The sequence below is a fragment of the Micromonospora sp. NPDC051227 genome, from assembly GCF_044455385.1.
Taxonomy (GTDB): domain Bacteria; phylum Actinomycetota; class Actinomycetes; order Mycobacteriales; family Micromonosporaceae; genus Micromonospora.
Window position 1 is genome coordinate 171,251 of the sequence record NZ_JBITET010000006.1, and the last position, 21,181, is coordinate 192,431.

Genomic DNA, 21,181 nt, shown 5'->3' on the forward strand with positions numbered 1-21,181 from the left:
CCTATGACCTTCACCGTTCATACCGGGACCGCGGTACCGATGCGCCGCAGCGACGTCGACACCGACCAGATCATCCCAGCCCGCTTCGTGCCTTACTTTAGCTGGACCGGGCACACGAACGCGCTCTTCGCCGACTGGCGTGCCGAACCCGACTTCGTTCTCAACCTCCCCCAGTACCAAGGCGCAACCATTCTCGTCGCCGGCAGGAGGTTCGGCACCGGGTCCTCACGTGAATCCGCCGTCTGGGCGATACAGAAGAGCGGGTTCATCGCCGTCATCGCACCGAGTTTCGGCGACATCTTCCGCAGTAACGCGTTCATGCGGCGCCTTGCCGCGATCGAGTTGCCAGCCGCTGTAGTGGAGTCCCTGTGGGAACTCATCGAGCAGGATTCAGACCTTCGCATAACAATCGACATCGAACAGGGTGAAGTTCGGTACGGGGGGTTCAATGTCGCGTTCGACCTCGATCCACAGGCGAAACACCGAATGTTAGGCGGTGTAGACATGATCGCCGACACGCTGCGCCACGTCGAAGACATCGTGAAGTATGAGAGTCTGCGACGCCCAACACTACCCAAGACCGGTTAAAGACCGAACTTGGATTCAGCCTGGGCCCACCACTCATTGGTCACCTGGCGACGCCTTCAGCGAGCCCGGGGCGGTTGAGCGCGCGTCCGGCTGCGGCTTTCGAGCATGCCTCAGGCTAAAGCCCGGCACCGTGAAGTTAGGGTCTGATCGGTGTAGTCAAGAGGTTGATGTGATGGTTGCTTGGTAAGGGATGTCTCGTAACCCTGACGTCTGTCTGTTAAGGACGTTCCGGCAGGATGCCGGGGGTGCAGGTAATTACGGCAGCTGACCCGGAGTGGATCTTCCCGTTCACCGGGCTGCAGCCGGCTCAGTTCCGCACGCTGGTCCGCCTGGTCGCTGAGCGTGGTGGTGACGGCATCGCCGACGGCCGGCCGGGCCGGCAGTGGGCTCTTGACCTCGCCGATCGGGTGTTGCTGATCGCCGCGTACTGGCGTACGAACCTGACGATGCGCCAGATCGGTCCGCTGTTCGGGGTGTCGCACTCCGCGGCGCACCGGGTCATCGATACCCTCGCGCCGCTGTTGGCCCTGGCGCCGGTGCGTAAGCGGCCGGTCGAGCAGATCGCGATCGTCGACGGGACGCTGGTCCCGACCCGCGATCACCGCCTGGCCGCCCGGAGGAAGAACTACCGGTACTCGACGAACGTGCAGGTCGCCATTGACGCCTCCACCCGCCTGGTCATCGCCGTCGGCGATCCGCAGCCGGGCAACCGCAACGACACCAACGTCTACCGCACCTCGGGCATCGCCGAGACGTTGGACGGGCGGCCGGTGATGGCCGACGGCGGCTACTGGGGCAACCCGGAGGTGATCATGCCGTACCGCAAGCCCTCCGACGGCAGCTCCCTGCCGGACTGGAAGCAAACCCTCAACGTCGAGCACCGCACGGTTCGAGCAGGGGTCGAACACGCCCTGGCCAGGATGAAGAACTGGAAGATCCTGCGCGACTACCGCCGCGCCGGCCACACATTGGCCGATGCCGCTTCCGGCATCGGCAACCTCCACAACATCATCCTCGCCGGCTGACCACCGGCCCGGTCCCGGGCAACGCCTTCAACCAGTTACGAGACATCCCTTACGACCTCGTGCACGGTTGCGAGTCCTTGAGCATCGATGATCGTTGTTGGCATCATGGTTGGTGCTGCGATCATGATGAATCCTCGGATGACAGGTCTGTCCCGGCAGGTGATAGCGGGCCTGGTCGCGGAGTTGGGACCGCGGTGGCAGGCCCGCCACCGTGATCAACGCGCGACGCGAACGCGTCGTCGCCGTGTTGGCGCGGGTGCGAAGCATCGGTTCGGGTTCGCCGACCGGTTGCTGGCCACGCTGGTGCGCCTGCGGCATGGGTTGACCCATGACGTGGTAGCAGCCTGGTTCGGGGTGCACCGTTCGACGGTCACCCGCAGCGTCGCCGAGGTGCGGCCGCTGCTTGCTGAGCGGGGTTGCCGGGTGCACGACGGAGTCCGGCTGCGCACACTCGCCGACGTGGTCGGGTATCTGGGTCAGCACCCGCGCGCGTTGATGGACGCCACCGAGGTGCGGGTCCGCCGACCGGTCGAGGGCCGGGCGGGTAGGGATCGCTTCGTGTCCGGCAAGGCCCGGTTGAACACGATGACGGCCTTGTCGACCTCCTGCTCCACGCGCCACTCGGCGTTCAGGTCCTCGCCGACGCCGGCTACCAGGGCTTGGGCGCCGACACCGCCGGCGTGGTGATCACACCGAAGCCCAAGCCGCGCAAACACCAGAAGTCACTGCCGCCGAGCGTCATCGCCGCGCACGACGCGGCCCGCAAACGGCACTCGTCGCAACGAATCCGCGTCGAGCACGTCATCGGCCACCTGAAGAACTGGCGGATCCTGGCCCGCTACCACGGCCGACGCGAACACTTCGACGCCACCATCCGCGCGATCGCCGGCCTGCTATCCGACCACCAACACACCGACCGGACCGAGAACGCCACCAAGCCACTCAAGGCGCTACCAGCCGCACCTCACCGCCGATGAGCTGACTGGCACTCCCGGCAACCGTGCACGAGGTCGTTAGGTGGGCTGATCTTCAGCTGAGCGGGGATGGCGCCGATAAGGCGTATCCCACGTCGGGCATCGGTCCGTGGCGGTCCACCGAGACGAACCCCTTGCCCGGCGTAGGCGAGTCGCGACGGGCAGGCGCACGCTGAATTCTGGTGACGGCACGTCCACGATGGCGGGGGAGTGGGGCGCGGTGGGACCCAGCACTGTCATGTCTGCCGGGCCCCCGTTTACCCCCCGAAAACCCCCGTATGCCGTTGACAATCAGTGACAAGGAGCGATCGGCATTTGATCGTGTCTGTGCAGCTTAACGCCTATTTTTTACAATCAATGACAAGCTCGATTTCATTACGGATGGTAACAAGGGGTCGTCGGTTCGAATCCGGCCGTCCCGACGCAGGTCAGAGGCCATTCGGAATCTTCCGGGTGGCCATTTCTGATCTTGTACAGCAGCGAAGTACAGCAACGGCTCATTGATCGAGGCTTTCGCCGAGCCTCCGCAGGGCTTCCCGGGTCGTCTTGGACGAGACCTGGCTGTAGATCTCCATCGTGATCGAGAAGTCCGCGTGCCGCAGAATCGCCATCGCGACCCGGGGGCGCACGTCCAGGTCGACCAGCAGCGAACCGCACGTTCGTCGGGCGTCGTGAACGGTGATCTTTCGGATGCCAGCGCGGGCTATACGGCTGCACTCCGAAGTGGCTTTGGCCCACCCCTACGGAGCATCACCCATCCCCGCCAGCTCCGGACGGGTGCGCCGCCACCGCCTGCACCGAGGAGGCGACCGCGGCGCCAACCACGCCCTACACACCATCGCCCTCTGCCGCATGCGCTACGACCAACGCACCCGCGCCTACGTCCACCGCCGCATCACGGAAGGCCTCAGCAAGCAGGAGATCCTGCGCTGCCTCAAGCGCTACATCGTCCGCGACGTCTACACCGCCCTACGGGCCGACTTCGCCGCCCTCGCCCCTTGACCTCCATAGGAGCATCGGGGTGGCGCAAGCAGGTAGGCGGTGAGCGTCAGTTGCTTGACGACTGCGGAAAAAGTAAGGCATGAGCGAGCGAGGGTTGCCATACGGCGCAACCAACATCGATTGCGGGTTGCTGCGACGGGTCCGGGATCGCGCCGGCAACGTGCCCAAGCTCTGCGACGAGTGCGCCCAGCATCAAGGCCAGTTGCCGAAACGGCGGGCTCAGCGGGCGGAAGAACGCGAACGGGAGCTACGCCGTTGGCTTGACGTATGTCGGACGAGCGAGGCGAAGTCGAGAAGGGTTGCCGAGGCCGCATGCGAACGCATCGCTTCTGCTTTGGCGAGCCGGGGAGCTTTGGCGAACCGGTTGTACGAGGCTGGTCAGCGGGTGGGTAACTCGTGCCCGACAAGTCAGATAGCCCTTGATCCGAAGGTGATGAACTGGGCTCGGGTGCATCGGGGAATCAGCAGAAACAGCCGCGGTTATCCCAGCTATGAAGACGATGAGTAGCGCGGACGGCGACGGCGTAAATTAAGCCGGACCCTCAGGCCTTTTGGTTCGTGCAGCAGCCGTCGGCGCAACCCGAGGTCTGGCCGCCGGCATTGTTCGCCGGGAGAGGCGTGCAATCGTCGCAGTGCTCGCCGCGCCACGCCTCGATTCCTTCCTTAACGGCCATCCCGGCGATCACGAGTGCCGCGATCGGGTCGGCCCAGGACCAACCCCAGGCGGCGTTGAGGACCAAGCCCACGAGCAGCACCGCAGACAGGTAGGTGCACAGCACCGTCTGTGTCGAGTCGGCCATGACTGTTGCCGAGCCGAGTTCCCGGCCGGTGCGACGCTTGGCGCGAACGAGCAGCGGCATCACGAGCAGCGACGCGACCGCGAGGCCGATACCGACTGGGCTGGCCTCAGCGTCTCCACCCGCGAGCAGCGAGCGGGCGGCATCGAAGGTAATCCAGGCAGCCAAGGCGAAGAACGACGCGCCGATGAGGCGTAGCGCCAGCCGTTCCCGATCCTCGGGCACCTGAGAGCGGAACTGCCAGATCAGCACCGCTGCGCTGGAAACCTCGACGAACGAGTCCAGGCCGAAACCGATCAGCGCCGTGGAGGAAGCCGCCGCGCCAGCGGCAATCGCGACCAGGCCCTCCAGAAGGTTGTAGCCGGCGGTGGCGTAGGCCAGCCACAGACTGCGGCGAGACAACACCGCGCGACGCTCCGGAGTCAGCAACGACATGCTCACGCGTTCACTCCCGAGGTGGAGTCGGCCGAAGTCCCGTAGATCGGGCACAGGGCTACGGCCTCGCCGGTGGCAGCGAGGACCTGTTCCGCGGAGCGCAGCAGATCCAGCAGCTCGGGCCGAGTGAGGGCGTAGAACGACTGACGGCCCTCCACCCGGTAGTCGATCAGGCCACAGTCACGAAGACACGCCAGGTGCTTCGACACCGTCGACTGCGCCAGCCCCAACTCGCCAGTGAGGTCGACCACGCGAGCCTCTCCGGACGCGATCCGGCGCAGAATCGCCAACCGGGCCGGATCCCCGAGGGACCGGAACAGCGCCACGGCCGGAGCCAGGCTAGGAGTGCAACCAATCGCCATAGTGCGATGATAGCCAGATCTGGCGATGAATCAAAGGGTGTCGGCGCGACTTTGGGGAGGGGCGGGTCCGAAGATCATCCGGCACACATCCGGCACAACCGGGACCGATGAGCCGTCCGCCAGCGCTCGACATCGGCGCTCCCGCTGGCCGCAAGTCGCCAGGTAGAAATTAACCATTTCCAACATGCGCCCTCCCATGAGGTCACGAAGGGAACCGTGTCGCCAGGCCGTGAGGCTGCTCAGCAGCTGGATTGCCGTTTCGGTCGCTGTCTGCGGCATCGGTGGTGTCGGCAGATTGAGGCTGACTGCCAGGTCGTCGGTGTGCACGGCCACCTTGGCGAATGCTCCGTGACCTGGTGAAAAGTGGGCGTGTGGGTGGTGCGGCCGTCGTCGTGCGTTGATAGCCGAGTGCTCCGAGGGCTGCGGTGATCGGCCGGATCGGCTACGCCTCCGGATCGGCTACGCGCAGCTCAGCGGCCGCTGGCCGATGTTGGTGGCGCAGCTGATCGTGGAGTCGACGCCTGAGAGTTCAGTCGATCCGCCCCGCCGGGTCGACGGCGGTTGCAGCCCGGACAGGACGTAGGCCCAGTTGCCATCACGCTGCCAGCGGCGGAACCATCGATGCAGCGTTCGCCGCAGGATGTAGTTGGGGTAGATCAACCTACCGTGCGCCGGGTGCGCCACCTCCGCCCTGCACGAGGGCTCTACTTGTCGATCCTCGTGTCCCGAGGACACGCCCAACATCATTTCGTTAGGGGTTCTTAGTGTTGGTGTCGATGATGTAAACCACGTCTCGCTCGACGTCATGGCGGGTGATGCCGGGTACGTCGGGGATGTCAAGCAGTGGTTGGTACGGGGTACCTTGGACCCGGTCGCGCAGCAGGACGACGCTGCGGATGCCGAGCTGGTGCAACCGATCCAGGGCCGGCTTGCTGGGGAAGGTCGCCATAACGTCGCGGATCGCCTGACGGTTGGGTGTGGTGTAGCTGGCCGCACCGTTGACTATGGTGGGAAAACCGTCGGTCGACCAAAGTAGGACGTTGAGGTCGATGCCGTCGTCGGACGGCAATACCATGATCGGAGCGTGCGCGGAGGCTAGCGCCATCGCGGCCGGTGCGGCTGGGGTTCGGGGGTGGTTCAGGTCAGGCAGGCCCTCAGCTAGCACGAGGACCAGCAACGGAACGGTCAGCAGCCGTGCCGCTCTCACCGACCATTTCGGCTTGGCGCCCCTGCGAGCCACCTCGGCCAGGTGGGTAACCAGGCCGGCCGCGAGGATGGCCAGGCAGAGAGTGGGCCACAAGATCAACCGGCCTGGTGTACGGGATCCATCGAACCCGGGCACGTAAAGATAGAGCAGGCGGTAGATCGGCCCGTTCGTGCCCAGCGCGAACAACACTCCGACGACCGCCCCAAAGAGCAGCAGAAGCCGTTGCACCGGTGACCAGCGGGATAGGAACAGGCCGGTGAAGGCCAGTAGATACAGTGCATACCCGCATAGCAGCACTTTCTCAGTCGATACGGCACCAAGAGCGGTGCGGGCGTCGTTGTGCAGGGTGCCCCAGGGCAGCGAGGACTGCGGCGCCACGAGAAGCCCGCGCAGTGTCGGGGAGAAAAACGCGACGTAGTTCCAGTCCCGGGTGACATCTGGGTTGAGCTCGCGCACGTGTTGGTACGCGTACGCGAAGTATCCGGTAACCGCGGTGAAGACCAGCCCGCCGATCAAATCACCGACGATCAGCTGGCGGCTCAGGCGTGGGCGGTGGATCAGCCAGGCGATCAGTGTGATCAGGCAGAGGGCGGCGAGGACGTAGACGAATCCCAGCCCCACGCCGAAGCCGAGGCTGACCTGCCAGGCCGCGACCAGCCAGCCAGCGAACGCCCAGCCCGGCCGGACTCGTTCGGCAAGGTAGCCGCGGGTCAACGAGAGTCCGTGGCCGCGCGCCAGCATCGCCAGGGCCAGAGTGATACCACCGGTGGAGAGAATATTCAAATGGCCGTCGTGGCCGTAGCGCCAGGGCGCGTAGGCGAGGGCGGCCCCGGCTACCGCGGCGGCGACCTTGTTCGCGCCAAGCTGGCGCAGGAGCGCGTAGCCGCCGAGGAAGGCGAGCGCGAAGGCCAGCACGAACAGGATGTTGTAGCGCAGCACGGCGCCGACTACACCGTTGCCTATCAGCCCTGCCGGGGCATAGCCGAGCAGGCTGTCGTTCAGGGCTAGGCCGTACGTGTCGGGATAAAAAGCGTTGGTATCCCACAGGCCACGCAGACCGTGGGTGAGAGCGTGGCCACCCCATCCCACCAGCCATGCCTGGGCCGTCGGGTCACCCAGGTCACCGACGATGGTGTGGGCCGGGTCGGCGATCGGCACACTCTTGGCGCCGGCAGTCGCCACGCGAACCGCGTACGGCGGAATCAGCCAGATCATGGCGACAGCGAGGAGCACCGAACCGAGGCTCGCGATACTCAGTTCCCGCCGATGGACCCCACGTGTCAGCCAGTCCCTCGTGCCTGCACTGGCACGCGCGAGTCGGCCAGTTTGTCCGAGCTCGCTGGAAGTGACGGCTGATGTGGGGCCTCCTGCCGGTGGCTCTACCTGCGTCATCACATCTACCCTCACTCTTGAACCGCCGCAGTAAATCATGAGCAGGGCGGCGCATAGAGTCAAGACATCGACCAATGCCATTCGGTTGGCCGGGCCTTACGCTGTTTATCAAAGGCGTCATGTCACGCAGCAGTCGCGATCGGTGCAGCGGCGCATCTTGCCGCTGTCGGAACAGGACACGCCAGGGTTGCTGCAGGCCCTCGCCGCCCGGGTTTCGGACCCACGGGACGCCGGCGGCCGGATCCATCCGCTGCCGGGACTGCTCGCGATCGCGGCGGTGGTTTCGGCATCGAGCCGCGTCGTGGAGATCGTCGAATGGACCGCCGACCTGCCGGACGCGCCGGGAATCGTCTCGGTGCAACCCGCGACTCAGAACCACCCGCCTCGGTCGGTGGCTACTCCGGTGAGCCGCTGTCAGTTGCGAGACCGCCAGAAGATCTCGGCCGACGGTCACGGGCGAGTACGTCGTGCGCTGATCGTCCCTGTCGAAGAATCCTGAAACCTGTCTCGCTGCCACGCGGCATTCCCAGACAGAAGCGAATCGTCCAGGCTTCGAGTTCGAATGAACATTCCCGGCGGCCTGCCGCGAGCCTAGCGTCGGAAGCCGCCGTGCAGGGGATCCGCCCGCTCGGTTCCCGCACGGCACGGAGACGATGTGGTCAACGAGATCGGCCGGACGGCGCTGCCCCCGCGCGTCGAGCCCGAGGTGAAGACGCGAGCGGACGGCGTCGTCCTGCGTGTGCAGCGCGACGGACGAACCGTCCTCGACGAGGTCCGGCTGGGAATTCGCGTCGGTGGCGTCGACCTGGACGTCGGGTCGGTCCTCCTACGCTCCCGTTATCGCGAGTTCACCGACGAGTGGACCGCCCGGTCCGGCAAGGCGACGGGAACCCACCGGTACGTGCATCGTGAGACGGTCCACGAGCTGCGCCACGCGAGTGGGCTCGAGTGGCAGATCCACGTCCGGGCCAGTGTGGACGGGGTGGCCGTCCGCTACGTGATCGCTCGCCTGGAGGGCCACGGCCGCTTCGACGCCGACCGCACCCGGCTCACCCTGGAAGCCGACGCCCGCGTGTGGGCGCTGGACTACCAGACCTGGTACGAGACGCCGCGCTTCGGCGCCGACGTCGCCGAACTGCCGCCCGGCGCCTACGGGTTCCCGCTTCTCGTCCGCTCGCCCCGCGCGGGGGTGTATCTCCTGCTCACCGAGGCGGCGATCGACGGCCGTTTCAGCGGCGCCCACGCCGAGATCCGCGACGGGGGCCAGGCGCGGTTCGTGCTGGCCGACGAGTCGGTCGAGATCACCCGCGGTCCCGTGACCCCCTGGCGGGTGTTCATGGTCGGTGACCTCGCCGCGATCGTCGAGAGCCGCTTCGTCGACGAACTGGCGCCCGCACCCGACCCGTCGATGGACGCGCGGTGGGTACGTCCGGGGCGCGCCGCCTGGTCCTGGTGGTCGGACTTCTACTCCGGCGCCCAGCTGCACAGGCAGCAGCACTTCGTCGACGTCGCCGCGCGCCTGGGCTGGGAGCACCTCCTCATCGACTGCGGCTGGGACGAGACGTGGGTACCCGAGATCGTGGCCTACGCGAGTCGCCGCGGTGTCCAGGTGCACCTGTGGGCGGTCTGGCACGACCTCGACGGGCCGGAGAACCTGGCGAAGCTCGCCCTGTGGCGGTCCTGGGGGGTCGCCGGCATCAAGGTCGACTTCATGGAGTCCGAGTCGAAGGAACGCTACCGCTGGTACGACACGATCCTCGCCGAGACCGCCCGGCTCGGTCTGCACGTGAACTTCCACGGCTCGGTCATCCCGCGCGGATGGGCGCGAACCTGGCCGCAGGTCGTCGGCTACGAAGCGATCCGCGGCAGCGAGTACTACGTCTTCTACCAGGACACGCCCCTGACCGCCGCGCACAACGTGATCCAGCCGTTCACCCGCAACGTGGTCGGGGCGATGGACTACACGCCGGTGGCGTTCGGCGCGCCGGGGCGGACCACGAGCGACGGCCATGAGCTGGCGCTCAGCGTCGCGTTCGAGTGCGGCATCACCCACTTCGCTGACGACGTCGACGCCTACCTCGCCAGGGCGGACGCCGCGCGGTTCCTCGCGGAAATCGCGCCCGTGTGGGACGAGACGGTGCTGCTCGCCGGTGACCCCGACCACGAGGCCGTGATCGCCCGCCGATCCGGCGACCGCTGGTTCATCGGCGGCATCGCCACCGGGCCGGCGCGCCGTCTCACCGTCCCCCTCGACCGCATGGCGCTCGGGCCGGCCGACGCGTGGATCGTCGGCGACGGCGCCGAGGGCGGCCTGACCTCCCACCGGCGACCCGTCGACGACAAGCTGGTCGTCGAGGTGGCCGACAACGGCGGTTTCGTCGCCATCGTCGCCGCCCGCGGGGACCGGCTGCACCGAGCCGTCGCACGGCCCGAGCAGGCCGCCCCCCGGGTGGACCCGGCTGTGCAACTGCTCGGCCCGGACGGCGCGGCCATCCTGCGCGCCGACGGACGCCTGGTGCCACCGCCCGGCTGGTCGGCGCAGTACCTCGACGGTGACCGCTGGAAGGTCTTCGCGCCCGCCGCCCTGGCACCCGGTCGCGCCGGCGTGGTCACGGTCGAGACACCGGGCGAGGACGCCATCTCGGTCGTGGCGCACGCCCGCCTGTTCCGACCTTTGACGCCCGGCTCCCATCGCCTGTCGGCGCTGACCATGGTCGCGTTCGAGAACGAGAGCGGCCCGATCGAACGCGACCAGAGCAACGGTGGCGGTAACCCGGGCGACGGCCGCCGCATGCGTATCGCGGGCACCGAGTTCGACGACGGGTTCGGCGCGTCCACGCCGTCGCGGATCGAGCTCTACCTGGGCGGTTCGGTCAGCCGCTTCACCGCCCGCATCGGCATCGACGACGAAACCCCTGGGACCGCCGCCCGGATGAGCGTGCACGCGGACGGGGTCGAGTTGTTCAGCGCCGACGTGCGCTCAGGCGAACCTCCGCGCGACATCGACGTCGGCATCCCCGGCGCCGTCACGCTGAGCCTGCGCGCGGACACCCTGCCCAATCACCCGGAGCCGGCCCATGTTGATTGGGCGTCGGGCCGCCTCCACCTGCACCACGACATCGCCACCACCCCGGTCGAGCACTGACGCTCGACCACCCACCAAGGAGAAACCATGCCAAACGGCAAGAGATGGGTCGCCGCCGCGGCCCTGCTGGTCACCCTCGCCGCCACCGGATGCAGTAGCGCCGGAGGCGACGGCAAGGTCACCTTGAGCTACGCGACCTGGAGCGACGACCAGAAGCCGGCCATGGAGGCGATCGCCAGGGCATTCGAGGACAAGCACCCGAACATCGATGTCCAGGTCCAGGTCCTGCCGTGGCCCGAATACTGGTCCACCCTGCAGGTCGGGGCTGCAGGACGCACCGCACCAGACGCGTTCTGGATGCTCGCCGACCAGTTCCCCGCCTACGCCAAGGGCAACCAACTGCTCAACATCACCGACGCGGTCAAGGCGGCCGGCGTCGACCTGGCCGCGTATCCCAAGGCCGTCCTTGACCTGTACGACGTCGACGGCAAGCTGCTCGGCCTGCCAAAGGACTTCGACACGAACGGGATCTGGTTCAACAAGGCCCTCTTCGACAAGGCGGGTGTGGCCTACCCGAACGACAGCTGGAGCTGGGACGACGCGCGCGAGGCCGCCCGTAAACTCACCAACCCCGCCGCCGGCGTGTGGGGCATCGCCGCCCCGATCGACCGCCAGGGCGGCTACTACAACAGCATCTACCAGGCCGGCGGCACAGTGATCGGCGCCGACGGCAAGGCTGCCATCGACAGCCCGGAGGCCGTCTCCGGTCTGCAGTTCTGGACCCAGATGCACGCCGACGGTCTCTCGCCGACGCTCAAGCAGCTCTCAGACACCGAAGCGGTGCAGATGTTCATGGACCAGAAGGTCGCCATGTACTTCTCCGGCTCCTTCTGGGCCCAACGCCTCTACGGCGACCAGGCGCTGCGCCCCAACGTCGGCGTCGCGCCGCTGCCGAAGGCGAAGCAACGGGCCACGATGATCAGCGGCATCCTCAACGCCGGATACGCCGGCACCAAGCACCCCAAGGAACTCGCCGAATTCCTCATCTTCGCCAGTGGTAAGGACGCGGCTGCCATCCAGGCCAAGAGCGGCGCGGTGCTGCCCGCCTACCAGGGCACCCAGCAGGGCTGGCTCGACGCGATGCCCGAGTTCAACCTGAAGGTCTTCGTCGACGCCGTGGACTATGCCGTGCCACTGCCGATCGCCGGTGACGCTGCCAAGTGGACCGGCCTCGAGAGCCAGTACCTCGCCCCGGCGTGGGAAGGCAAGCAGAGCGCTGCCGACGCCGCCCGGGCGTACAACACAGCCATCAACAAGGTCCTCGCGCAGTGACCACCGACGTCGCCCTTCCTTCCCCGCGGCGGCGTACGCGCCGCCGCGGGGGAGGAGTGCTGCCCTCACCCGGATGGGGCTACCTGATGATCGCCCCGGCGCTCATCGGCCTCGTCGCCCTCTACGTCTGGCCGTTCCTCACCACCTTCGGCAAGAGCTTCATGGACGTTCCGGCCTTCGGGCCCGGGACGTTCACCGGAGTCGACAACTACACCGAGCTGCTCGGCGACGGGCTCTTCTGGCAGGCCCTGCGCAACTCCGCGCTCTACACCGCGATCCTGCTGCTCGGCGTTCCCGTCGCGATCGTGCTCGCCGCGCTCATCGAGCAGGTCAGCCGCGGCCGCGCCTTCTACCGCGTCCTGTTCTTCCTACCGGTCGTGACGCTGCCCGTCGCGGTCAGCATGGTCTGGCGCTTCATCTACAACGGCGACTTCGGCCTGCTGAACTACGTCCTGTCCCTGGTCGGCATCCCCGGGCAGTACTGGGTCGCCGATGCGACCTTCACGATCTACGCGGTCGGTGTCGTCGGCATCTGGATGAGCCTCGGCATCAACCTCATCATCCTCGGAGCGGGACTCCAGTCGATCCCGCAGGACCTGTACGAGGCCTCCTCGCTCGACGGGGCGGGACGGATACGCCAGTTCTTCCGGATCACCCTGCCACTGCTGTCGCCGAGCGTGTTTCTGGTGACTGTGCTGACGGTGATCTCCGCGCTGCAGATGTTCGACCTGATCTTCGTGATGCTCCGCAGCGTCAACAACACCGCCCTGGCCGACTCGAAGACCATCGTCTACCTCTTCTACGAGAAGGCCTTCGTGCAGTTCGACCAGGGCTACGGGGCCGCGATCGCGATCGTCCTACTCATGGTGATCATGGCCGCGACCCTGGTCCAGTTCCGCCTGCAACGTCGGTGGGTGTTCTATGACTGATCGGATGCTGCGTAGCAGGCGCGGGGAGCGCGCCACAGCCGGATCGAAGGCCGCCCGCCACGGCGAGTGGGTCATCCACCTTCTCCTCGGCGTCGCGGCGGTCGTCATGGTGGCGCCGTTCGTCTGGCAGCTGCTCACCATGTTCAAGTCCAACCGCGAAGCCTCCCAGATGCCGCCGACGTTCCTGCCCGAGGCCCCGACCTCCGGCGCCTTCGCCACGTTCTTCGGCTCGGTGCCCTTCTGGGCGCAGCTCACCGTCTCCGTGTCCGCGCTCGTCCTCCGCGTGATCGGGCAGCTCGCCGTCTCCGCGCTCGCGGGCTACGCGTTCGCCCGGCTCCGGTTCCCCGGACGCCGGCTCCTGTTCGGGCTGTTCATCGCCATGCTCATGGTGCCCAGCCAGTTGTTCCTCATCGGACAGTTCGAGATCATCAGGGACTTCGGGATGCTCGACACCATTCCCGCCCTGGCGGTCCCGGGCATGTTCTCGGCCTTCGGGATCTTCCTGATGCGGCAGGCGTTCATGTCGATCCCCGCCGGTTTCGAAGAGGCCGCCCGGCTCGACGGCGCCGGGCCCCTGAGGACGTTCTGGTACGTCATGCTCCCCATGGCCCGCCCGACCATGGCGGCGCTGGCCGTCCTCACCTCGCTCTACTCCTGGAACGATCTGCTCTGGCCACTCATCGTGACCCCGCGCGGTGACAAGCGCCCCATCACCGTCGGCCTGGCCGGCCTCCAGGGCCAGTTCGGAACCGACTACCCGACCCTCATGGCCGGCGCCCTCGTCGCGTCGCTGCCGCTCATCCTCATCTTCCTGGCGCTGCAGCGGCAGTTCTTCTCCGGCATCGCCAGCAGCGGCCTGAAAGGTTGAACCATTGTCGGGCGGCGCCGAACGCGGGTATCGACCAGCGGTCCTGGTTCGTCCGGATACCACGCCAGTATCCGGACGGACCTCCCAGCCGCACCGGGCCGCCCGACACGACAGAGCTATGTGCCCGCTCGCAGCCTCACCGAGCGCATTCGGTCACACCTCGAAGGCAGCATCATTGGCGACCTCGTAGCCGCCATGGCGGCGGCGGAAACCGCTCGGGCTCATCCCGTGGTGCTTCCGAAAAACCCGCGAGAAGTAGAAGGCGTCGTCGAAGCCGATCTCGGACGCGATCTCGGTGACCGTCGCACCCGTCGTGTCGAGCAACTGGCGCGCCCTCGCCATGCGCAGCGCGGTGTGGTGAGCCAACACCCCGCCGCCGGTCGCCCTGCGAAACAGGGTGCTCAGATGCGACGGCGACACCCTCACCAGCCGCGCCAGCTCGGGCACCTTCACATTACTGTCGAGCCGTTCGGCCAGGTAGCTCATGGCGCGCTGCAGCGCGTCTCCCGGCTCGGGAAGTAGCCGATCGACGCTGATCTGGGTCAGTAGCTTCCACGCCGTTCCCGCCGCGCCCACCAGACGGATGGGGGACTGGTCGCGCTCCAGGCCGGTGACGATCTCGTCCAGCAGCGCCGCCGCTCGACCGATGGCCCGCACCGGCACCACGGGCCGCTCGGTGGTGGCCTCCATGCAGTCCATCAGCATCGATACGTCCGAACCCATCAGATGCGCCCACCAGATCGTCCAGGGATCTCGCTCGTCGGCACCGTACTCGTGTGCGACGCCACGGGGGATCACCAGCGCCTGCCAAGCTCCGATCCGGTGCGTGCCCGACCCGACGCGTGCCCAGCCCGAGCCCGTGGCACACACGATCAGGATCACCTCGGGCGTGCCCCGAGGGCGATGCATCCGGTGGTCGGCGGCATCCGGGTAATACCCGGCGTCGGTGACGAGGAGCCGCCCGGTGATTGGGCGCCGCAGCGCCTCGGCGACGATTGGACGGGGCACCGAAGCCAATCGCTGCCCCCGAAAACCCTCCTGGAGCGGCATCGGTCTATCGTGTGCCGTCACCAGCGGATTGTCCAGGCTGTGGGCCACCAGATCCGCCCCGGACGTACTCCGCCGACTACGGCGCAGCCCGCCGCGAAACCTACCTGGGCCTGGACGCCTGCCGGCGGAGTGCCTGTAGGGCGTCACGTGGCGGCTCTGGCCGATCCCGTCCGGCGGACGCTCATCGATGATTTGGGGCGGTCGGCCCGCTCTCGGGCTTGTGCACGACTTGCTGGTTCAGGGCAGGGTTGGAACTGGTCAGGTCTGACGGGTGGTGATTGGCCGGCGTAGTTCGTTTACCAGCGACCGTACCCACGGCTGGCGCATGGTGGGTTCGCCGGTTATCGCGGCGGCAAGCCCGGCTCGCCCTTCGGGCGAGCGGCCGTAGGCGGTAGCCCATGGGGCAGCCTGGTACCAGCACCAGGTGTTCGGGCTGGTCTTTGTGCGGGCGGTGATGCCGATGAACCGCACCTTCGTACGGATCACCGACCAGGCGGCCCTCTCCTCGCTGATCCAGCGTCGAAGCAGATAAAACAGGTTCTCGTAGGTGCGGCCGCCGTAGACGAGGTCGACGAATGCCACCGGACGCTGGCGGCGGGCCAGCCCGTGCGGGGTGATTCCCAGGTGGCTGAGGTTGCTACGGAACTGGGTGACCTGCGCCGGGGTCAGCGCATCCGGATCGCTCCACAGTGACAGGATGAGTCGGTGACAGCGGTCGCGCCACGTGGTGGCGGCCAGCGCGCCGCTGAGCAGGTCGAAGATACTGTCGGGGGAGCGGCCGACGAAGTAGAGGTCCGCGTCGGCGCTGCGGGCAACGACCTTGCCGGCACACTCGAGCAGTTCGGGTAGGAACCATAGATCGGGCTCGGGGACAGCGTCGAGAAGAGTGCCGAGCTGGGCCGGAGAGACAAGGTCCCAGCGGATCGGACCTGTCGGTGCCGGTCCCGCTGTCACAGCCACAATCCCATCCGGACGGTTACGTTCGAGGGGCGACGGTGCACGGGGTGGTGGTTCCGGGGCGGATCTGGGCAGGTGTCGGGAATATTGATCTCATATTCCCTGGATCGCCGTGCCTGTCGCGTGTCCTGAGGGGAAGGTTGAGGGTTGGGATGAATCGCCACCCGGCATTCAGTTCCGCAACGTCGGAAGCTCGATCTTCGGGTGTCGCACGATTGGCGCGGGTCACGAGCTGACCTTGGGTGGGGGAGCTTCGCCAGCGATCCGGGGAAGCGGTTGACGACGTCCGGCATGCGGCTGAGTCGGCAACGAGTCGGCCCATCGGCGCCGCCGCCGCGATCCGACATGAGGCCGACCGTGTCGCCGATCGTCAGCTCGAGCCGAGAGTTACCAGCTCATAGCCCGTGCGACGGGTCCAGGTGCGGGTACGGGGCTCTGATGAGTGCCCGACGCCCGCGATCCCGCCCGGCACCACGAACGCACGCGATCCCCACGCCGACCCACCGGTGCGCGGCGCCCAGGTACCTCCGGCAACCAGGCCTCCGTCTGCCTCCCCTGTCCACCGGCAGCATCTACGCAGGTCAACCTCCACTGTGTTTGCGGAGACACGAGTGGTCGGACGAAGGGGACAACAAACCTAACCACGGCAGTGATACCGTCTGTCAGCGCCGGTGATACGCACGGCTAGCAGGGAGGGGTGTAATTTCCTTCACTGAAGCCGTGAGTTCGGCTTGCCGGGGAATAGCTGGGCATTTGTTAACGGCAATGACGCCACGGATCAGAGAATGGCCCGGCGGCTTCCGTCGGTGCCCCATGCTGGCCCGGCATAGAACAGGGGAAATCCTACAATCATGACCGGAAATAGCCGGCCGCACTCAGGTACTCCGACGTTGTCCTTACTGATGACGCTGGCAATCTGCTCGGCGCTCCTAGTGGAGGGCATGAGTGCGTCGAGCATCAACGTGCAGGTCGGTGCCATCCGTGACGATCTGGGGCTCACCGGCACACAGCTCCAACTCGTCGCCGGTTCGTTCCTGGTCGCCTACGCCGCGTTCCTGCCGGTGGCCGGGCGCTTGGTCGACATCCATGACAAGCGCCGCGTGTTCCAGGCCGGGATTCTGCTGTTCAGCCTTGGCTGCGTCGTCTGCGCCGCTGCGGCCGGCAGCTGGACGCTCGTCCTCGGCCGGGTGATTCAGGGCGCGGGAGCGGCGCTGAGCACTCCCGCAGCTCTCGCGCTGATCACCACCGGCCTGTCGCCCGGGCCGAAGCGGAACCGGGCGATCGGCATCTTCAGCGCCATGGGTTCGATCGGGTTCTCGTTGGGCCTGGTGGTGCCCGGCCTGGTCGTCACGGACCTCGGCTGGCGTCTCAGCTTCCTGCTCTACCTCCCGCTCACCATCGTGGTGCTGCTGGTGACCCTGCGACTGGCGCCGGCCGACGTCGACTCCGAGGGCAAGGCCGACATCGTCGGCGCGTTCTCCCTCACCGCCGCGCTGATGCTGCTGATGAGCGCGGTGGGTGGCGTCGGCACCACGGCTCCGATGTGGATCGCGCTCCAACTTGCCGGTGCCACCGCCTGCGCCCTCTTCTACCGGCACCGCACCACTCGCACCGGTCGCCTCATCCCGGTCGACGTACTGGGTTCCCGCCGGGTGATCGCCTACTGCCTGGCGCTGGCCGCAGTCTTCGCTGCCATCGTTACCTCGATGTACCTGATCAGCCTGGCCCTGCAAACCGACCGGGGCTACGACGCGTTCGGTGCCGGGCTGGCGCTGGTGCCACAGAGCATCGCCAACGCGGCTGCCGCGGCCCTCGGCGCCCGCCTGGTGACCCGGGTCGGCGCGGCACGGGTGCTGATGGTCGGCATGGCCTTGATCACCGGTGGCCTCGCGTACCTCGGGTTGGTCGGAATGGACCGTTCCTACGCCACCGGCATCCTCCCGGCCATCGTGGTCATCGGCGTTGGCGTCGCCATGTGCTATCCCGCTGCCTCGATCGGCGCGGTGGACAACGTCGCGGTCGTTCATCGCGGCGTGGCCTCCGCTTTTCTTGTCATGTTCCAGAACGTCGGTGGCGCGCTGGGGCTCGCCCTGGCCACCGCCACCGGGGTAGTGCCCGCACCAGGACGGGCGACCGACGTTGCGGTGGGCATGTTCGTCTCCGCGGCCTTCCTGGTGATTGGCGGCTTGGCGGCGTTCGTCGTCGGCCGCCGCCCTGCTCCACCTCGCCCGTCCCCTCGTCCCCATAGCGGCGACGCGGAGTTAGCACCCCTCACGAAGGACTCAAGATGAACTACGACTCGCCAGCCCCTCAGCTCGTCATGTTCACCGGAGGGCGCGACAGCACTCTCGCGGCGTGCAGCCTAATGCTCCAGGGCATCCCCGTGCACCTGTTCACTGCCAACAGTGGCTGCTCGCTGCGCCGTGAGGCGTTGGCCCTGCGTGTTCAGGAACTGCGGGCCCGCTTCGGCGACCTGGTGGTGACCCACGTGGTGCAGGACATCAGCGGGGCGTTCCGTTCGATCGCCATCGAGTCGATCGAGGAGGACATCCTCAAGTACGAGAAGAACCTGGTCCTGCTCGGCGAGAAGATCGCCATCCACGCACACGTCATCGATTACTGCCTGCGCAACGGCATCACGCTGGTGAACGACGGCATCGCCGCCTACCAGCAGGAGTACCCGGAGCAGCGAGGGGTTGCCCGGGCGTACTTCGACAAGTTCATCGCCGAGTACGGCCTGGAGTACCGCAGCCCGATCTATGAGTTCGCCACCTCGGAACACGACGTCAAGTACCGGTTGCTCCAGCTCGGCCTCTCCACCAAGTCGTTGGAGGGAGTCTCGATCTTCGCGGACAGCTTCACCACCCCGTCCGACGAGACGATCCTGGCGTACCTGATGGCCAAGGAGGAGCTCTCGCGCGACATCATCGGTTTCCTGACCGGCCGCAGCCGCCTTCTGCCCGGCGGGGACGAGCGTAAGCCGGTCGCCGCGTGAGCAACACCATTGTGAAGGTCGCCGCGGTCGTCCTCCGCGGTGGCCTTCTCCTGGTGGTTCGCAAACGCGGTACCCCGATTTTCATCTCGCCGGGCGGCAAACCGGAGCCGGGCGAGACTGACGAGGTGGCCCTCGCTCGCGAACTGCGTGAGGAGGCCGGGCTCACTTTGCGCGCCGCCGAGCCGTGGGGCGAGTACACCGCCGGCTCGGCGCTGGAGACCGCGACGGACGTGCGCATTCGGGTCTATCTTGCTGAGGCTGATGGCACCGCCCAGCCTGCGCAGGAGATCGACGAAGTCGCCTGGATTGACGCCGATTACGCCTCGGACGGCATACGTCTCGGATCGGTTTTCGGCGAGCAGGTGGTGCCGCGACTGCTCGCCGAAGGGCTGTTGCGGTCGCGCCACCGGCCGGAACCGGTCGGTGACCTTGTCCTGGTCGCCGATCTGGACGGCACCCTGGCCTTCGAGAACCGGCCGCCGGGCGCAGCCGTGTCCGCGGCGCTGAACGAGATCGCGGCGCGCGACGACATCCGGCTCGTGCTCGCCACCTCGCGGGCACCGCGCGGGGTCCGCGCACTGGTCGGTCCACTTGCCGACCGCGCCGAGTTGCTCTGCTGCAACGGTGGCGTTCATGTCGCCGCCGGCACCGTGAAGCGGCGGATCCAGCTCCCCCCCGACCGGCTCCGCGCGCTCGTGGCCCACCTCGACCGCACGGAGATCGGTTACTGGGTGGATTTCGGCGACCGGTTCCAGGTCCGCGGAGGCGGGTTTCCGTGGATGAGCTACCCGGACCGGATCGACCTGGAGGCCGGTGAGGAGCCCGAATGCCACGGAGCGGTCAAGCTGGCCGTCGACACCGTCGGTAACGAGACGCTGCTGAACGGGTTGCGTGATCTGGCCGGTCCCGGGCTGGAGTTGTTCCCGCACGCCGGCGGGGTCCTCGACGTGACATCGACTGGCGCCACCAAGGCACTTGCGCTGTCGATGATCCTGCCGGCTGTGCACGGGCCGGTGGTTGCCTTCGGTAACGACGCGAACGATCAGATCCTGCTCGCCGAGGCGGATCGGGGCGTCGTGGTGGGTGACGGCCTGCCCGGTCTGGAGTACGCCGGTCATATCAGCCGGGTGGCCGCCGAGGACACGAGCGTCGCCGCCATGTTGCGCGCGGCGGTCGCACAGGCACGGATCCCGATAGGCCCGTCATGAGCGCGCTGGATGCCGCCGCGCTGCATCCGGCGCTCGAGGAGACGGACGGCGACCGGCACTACTTCGCGGCGGCCGCCCGGCTGCGCCGTACGGCGACGGAGACGCTTGTCCGGGATCTCGGCGCCGACCGGTTCATCGGGTACCTCACCCACAACACCACCGCAGGCCTGCTCGCCGTGTGGTGGGCCGCCACCCGGGCGGGACACCGGATCGGCAGCCGCGGCCTCGGGTCGCAGCACTACCCGCCGTACGCCGCCATCCTGCCCGCCGACGACTCGGAGGCGACATGGGAGTTCCGCACCCATGTGTCACCGGTGACGGGCGCGGTCGACCCGTTGGGTGGCGGCGCCAGCCGGACCGTCCTCGTCGACGCCGCCCAGTCACTCGGCACCTGCCTGACTGCATCCCTGCTGGGCGCGGCAGATGTCGTCGTGGCGCCGACGCACAAGCACCTCGGCCTGTGCGTCGGCGCCGGCATCGTGCTCGTGCGGCGGGAGGTTCCCCAGCTGGAACCGGTCCATGCCGCCCTCGCCATCGCAGAGAGCGGCGCCCAGTCGCTCGACCAACTGCGCCGGCTGACGGCCGCGCTCACCGCCGCGGACGGGCGCGTGTTCAATCGCGTCCGCTTCGAGTTGGACGACGGCCTGCGCTCCTGGTGCGCCGGGCACGGCCTGCGTCCGCTCGGCACGGCGGGTGGTGTCCCGTTCGTCTGCCTGACCACGATCGATGGCAGCCCGCTCACGGAACGCATGTCACTGCGCGGCTGGCGGCACATGGCCGACGCGAACGCAGCCCGGTTCTCCCATCACATCCCTGGACGGGCGGGCGACGCTCCGGTGGATCACACCGCCGCGTTCCGCGCAGCAGTCGGGCGGGCTTTGCTCTGACAGAGCGGCGAGAGCCTACCATAGACAATTTATTTCGGTCAATGCGTTTGCTGGGTGACCTGGTGTTCGCCGACTCGATCTCGGGAGT

The 21,181-nt window shown here is 67.4% G+C and carries 19 protein-coding genes and 2 pseudogenes; 14 read left to right on the forward strand and 7 right to left on the reverse strand.

The window, feature by feature from the left end:
* Nucleotides 1-3: 3 nt before the first annotated feature.
* The 4 genes from leuD (at nucleotide 4) to ACIA47_RS17570 (ending at nucleotide 2,590) form a co-directional block, all read left to right on the forward strand.
* The gene (gene leuD / locus ACIA47_RS17555) at nucleotides 4-588 is read left to right on the forward strand and encodes a 3-isopropylmalate dehydratase small subunit (protein ID WP_396709063.1); all 585 of its coding nucleotides are present in this window, start codon (nucleotides 4-6) and stop codon (nucleotides 586-588) included.
* 245 nt (nucleotides 589-833) lie between these two features.
* Nucleotides 834-1,613 carry a transposase family protein gene (locus ACIA47_RS17560; protein ID WP_396709354.1) on the forward strand — a complete coding sequence of 260 codons (780 nt, stop codon included), beginning with the start codon at nucleotides 834-836 and terminating at the stop codon, nucleotides 1,611-1,613.
* Between the two features lie 138 nt (nucleotides 1,614-1,751).
* Nucleotides 1,752-2,300, forward strand: a complete 549-nt coding sequence (locus ACIA47_RS17565) for a transposase family protein (RefSeq protein ID WP_396709065.1) — start codon at nucleotides 1,752-1,754, stop codon at nucleotides 2,298-2,300.
* The gene (locus ACIA47_RS17570) at nucleotides 2,219-2,590 is read left to right on the forward strand and encodes a transposase family protein (RefSeq protein ID WP_396709356.1); all 372 of its coding nucleotides are present in this window, start codon (nucleotides 2,219-2,221) and stop codon (nucleotides 2,588-2,590) included. Before ACIA47_RS17565 ends, ACIA47_RS17570 begins: the two co-directional genes overlap by 82 nt.
* Before the next feature lie 494 nt (nucleotides 2,591-3,084).
* On the opposite strand, the pseudogene ACIA47_RS17575 reads toward ACIA47_RS17570, so the two are convergent.
* Nucleotides 3,085-3,300: pseudogene (locus ACIA47_RS17575) on the reverse strand (site-specific integrase); the annotation flags it as partial.
* On the opposite strand from ACIA47_RS17575, the pseudogene ACIA47_RS17580 reads away from it, so the two are divergent.
* Nucleotides 3,296-3,589: pseudogene (locus ACIA47_RS17580) on the forward strand (transposase); the annotation flags it as partial. The pseudogenes ACIA47_RS17575 and ACIA47_RS17580 sit on opposite strands and share 5 nt — an antisense overlap.
* A gap of 542 nt (nucleotides 3,590-4,131) precedes the next feature.
* Here ACIA47_RS17580 and ACIA47_RS17585 read toward each other — a convergent pair.
* The 4 genes from ACIA47_RS17585 to ACIA47_RS17600 all read right to left on the reverse strand — a co-directional run bounded on the left by ACIA47_RS17585 (nucleotide 4,132) and on the right by ACIA47_RS17600 (nucleotide 7,623).
* A complete protein-coding gene (locus ACIA47_RS17585; protein WP_396709067.1) occupies nucleotides 4,132-4,827 on the reverse strand; it encodes a cation diffusion facilitator family transporter in 696 nt (231 codons plus the stop codon).
* On the reverse strand, nucleotides 4,824-5,183 hold the full coding sequence (locus ACIA47_RS17590; RefSeq protein WP_396709069.1) for an ArsR/SmtB family transcription factor: 360 nt from the start codon (nucleotides 5,181-5,183) through the stop codon (nucleotides 4,824-4,826). Before ACIA47_RS17590 ends, ACIA47_RS17585 begins: the two co-directional genes overlap by 4 nt.
* A gap of 30 nt (nucleotides 5,184-5,213) precedes the next feature.
* Nucleotides 5,214-5,516, reverse strand: coding sequence for a hypothetical protein (locus ACIA47_RS17595; protein WP_396709071.1), 303 nt, complete (start codon nucleotides 5,514-5,516; stop codon nucleotides 5,214-5,216).
* A 418-nt stretch (nucleotides 5,517-5,934) separates the two neighbouring features.
* Nucleotides 5,935-7,623, reverse strand: a complete 1,689-nt coding sequence (locus ACIA47_RS17600; RefSeq protein ID WP_396709073.1) for a hypothetical protein — start codon at nucleotides 7,621-7,623, stop codon at nucleotides 5,935-5,937.
* A 196-nt stretch (nucleotides 7,624-7,819) separates the two neighbouring features.
* Here ACIA47_RS17600 and ACIA47_RS17605 point away from each other — a divergent pair, with 196 nt between their 5' ends.
* The 5 genes from ACIA47_RS17605 (at nucleotide 7,820) to ACIA47_RS17625 (ending at nucleotide 13,996) form a co-directional block, all read left to right on the forward strand.
* A complete protein-coding gene (locus ACIA47_RS17605; RefSeq protein ID WP_396709075.1) occupies nucleotides 7,820-8,281 on the forward strand; it encodes a transposase family protein in 462 nt (153 codons plus the stop codon).
* A 156-nt stretch (nucleotides 8,282-8,437) separates the two neighbouring features.
* Nucleotides 8,438-10,927, forward strand: coding sequence for a glycoside hydrolase family 97 catalytic domain-containing protein (locus ACIA47_RS17610; protein WP_396709077.1), 2,490 nt, complete (start codon nucleotides 8,438-8,440; stop codon nucleotides 10,925-10,927).
* 27 nt (nucleotides 10,928-10,954) lie between these two features.
* Nucleotides 10,955-12,199 (forward strand): ABC transporter substrate-binding protein, encoded by a 1,245-nt coding sequence (locus tag ACIA47_RS17615; protein ID WP_396709079.1) that lies wholly within the window; start codon nucleotides 10,955-10,957, stop codon nucleotides 12,197-12,199.
* On the forward strand, nucleotides 12,196-13,128 hold the full coding sequence (locus ACIA47_RS17620) for a carbohydrate ABC transporter permease (protein WP_396709081.1): 933 nt from the start codon (nucleotides 12,196-12,198) through the stop codon (nucleotides 13,126-13,128). The genes ACIA47_RS17615 and ACIA47_RS17620 overlap by 4 nt, the downstream gene beginning before the upstream one ends.
* Nucleotides 13,121-13,996, forward strand: a complete 876-nt coding sequence (locus ACIA47_RS17625; RefSeq protein WP_396709083.1) for a carbohydrate ABC transporter permease — start codon at nucleotides 13,121-13,123, stop codon at nucleotides 13,994-13,996. The genes ACIA47_RS17620 and ACIA47_RS17625 overlap by 8 nt, the downstream gene beginning before the upstream one ends.
* A gap of 153 nt (nucleotides 13,997-14,149) precedes the next feature.
* Here the strand turns inward: ACIA47_RS17625 and ACIA47_RS17630 are convergent, their stop codons facing one another.
* Together ACIA47_RS17630 and ACIA47_RS17635 are read right to left on the reverse strand one after the other, a co-directional pair.
* A complete protein-coding gene (locus ACIA47_RS17630; protein WP_203115982.1) occupies nucleotides 14,150-15,046 on the reverse strand; it encodes a helix-turn-helix domain-containing protein in 897 nt (298 codons plus the stop codon).
* A 258-nt stretch (nucleotides 15,047-15,304) separates the two neighbouring features.
* A complete protein-coding gene (locus tag ACIA47_RS17635) occupies nucleotides 15,305-16,000 on the reverse strand; it encodes a hypothetical protein (RefSeq protein WP_396709085.1) in 696 nt (231 codons plus the stop codon).
* 905 nt (nucleotides 16,001-16,905) lie between these two features.
* Here ACIA47_RS17635 and ACIA47_RS17640 point away from each other — a divergent pair.
* Genes ACIA47_RS17640 through ACIA47_RS17655 form a run of 4 tightly spaced genes read left to right on the forward strand, consistent with a single transcriptional unit; the run spans nucleotide 16,906 to nucleotide 21,093 of the window.
* Entirely contained in the window at nucleotides 16,906-18,294 is a 1,389-nt protein-coding gene (locus ACIA47_RS17640; RefSeq protein WP_396709087.1) for an MFS transporter, read from the forward strand.
* On the forward strand, nucleotides 18,291-18,998 hold the full coding sequence (locus ACIA47_RS17645; RefSeq protein WP_203115984.1) for a hypothetical protein: 708 nt from the start codon (nucleotides 18,291-18,293) through the stop codon (nucleotides 18,996-18,998). Before ACIA47_RS17640 ends, ACIA47_RS17645 begins: the two co-directional genes overlap by 4 nt.
* Entirely contained in the window at nucleotides 18,995-20,206 is a 1,212-nt protein-coding gene (locus tag ACIA47_RS17650) for an HAD hydrolase family protein (RefSeq protein WP_396709089.1), read from the forward strand. The genes ACIA47_RS17645 and ACIA47_RS17650 overlap by 4 nt, the downstream gene beginning before the upstream one ends.
* A complete protein-coding gene (locus tag ACIA47_RS17655; RefSeq protein ID WP_396709091.1) occupies nucleotides 20,203-21,093 on the forward strand; it encodes a DUF6024 family protein in 891 nt (296 codons plus the stop codon). Before ACIA47_RS17650 ends, ACIA47_RS17655 begins: the two co-directional genes overlap by 4 nt.
* Nucleotides 21,094-21,181 lie beyond the last annotated feature (88 nt).

Bases quoted from the DNA above. Each gene is read 5' to 3' on its own strand.
- leuD (WP_396709063.1), top strand. From the start codon at position 4: ATGACCTTCACCGTTCATACCGGGACCGCGGTACCGATGCGCCGCAGC.
- ACIA47_RS17615 (WP_396709079.1), top strand. From the start codon at position 10,955: ATGCCAAACGGCAAGAGATGGGTCGCCGCCGCGGCCCTGCTGGTCACC.
- ACIA47_RS17630 (WP_203115982.1), bottom strand. From the start codon at position 15,046: ATGCCGCTCCAGGAGGGTTTTCGGGGGCAGCGATTGGCTTCGGTGCCC.
- ACIA47_RS17655 (WP_396709091.1), top strand. From the start codon at position 20,203: ATGAGCGCGCTGGATGCCGCCGCGCTGCATCCGGCGCTCGAGGAGACG.
- ACIA47_RS17640 (WP_396709087.1), top strand. From the start codon at position 16,906: ATGACGCTGGCAATCTGCTCGGCGCTCCTAGTGGAGGGCATGAGTGCG.
- ACIA47_RS17625 (WP_396709083.1), top strand. From the start codon at position 13,121: ATGACTGATCGGATGCTGCGTAGCAGGCGCGGGGAGCGCGCCACAGCC.
- ACIA47_RS17590 (WP_396709069.1), bottom strand. From the start codon at position 5,183: ATGGCGATTGGTTGCACTCCTAGCCTGGCTCCGGCCGTGGCGCTGTTC.
- ACIA47_RS17565 (WP_396709065.1), top strand. From the start codon at position 1,752: ATGACAGGTCTGTCCCGGCAGGTGATAGCGGGCCTGGTCGCGGAGTTG.
- ACIA47_RS17605 (WP_396709075.1), top strand. From the start codon at position 7,820: ATGAGCAGGGCGGCGCATAGAGTCAAGACATCGACCAATGCCATTCGG.
- ACIA47_RS17645 (WP_203115984.1), top strand. From the start codon at position 18,291: ATGAACTACGACTCGCCAGCCCCTCAGCTCGTCATGTTCACCGGAGGG.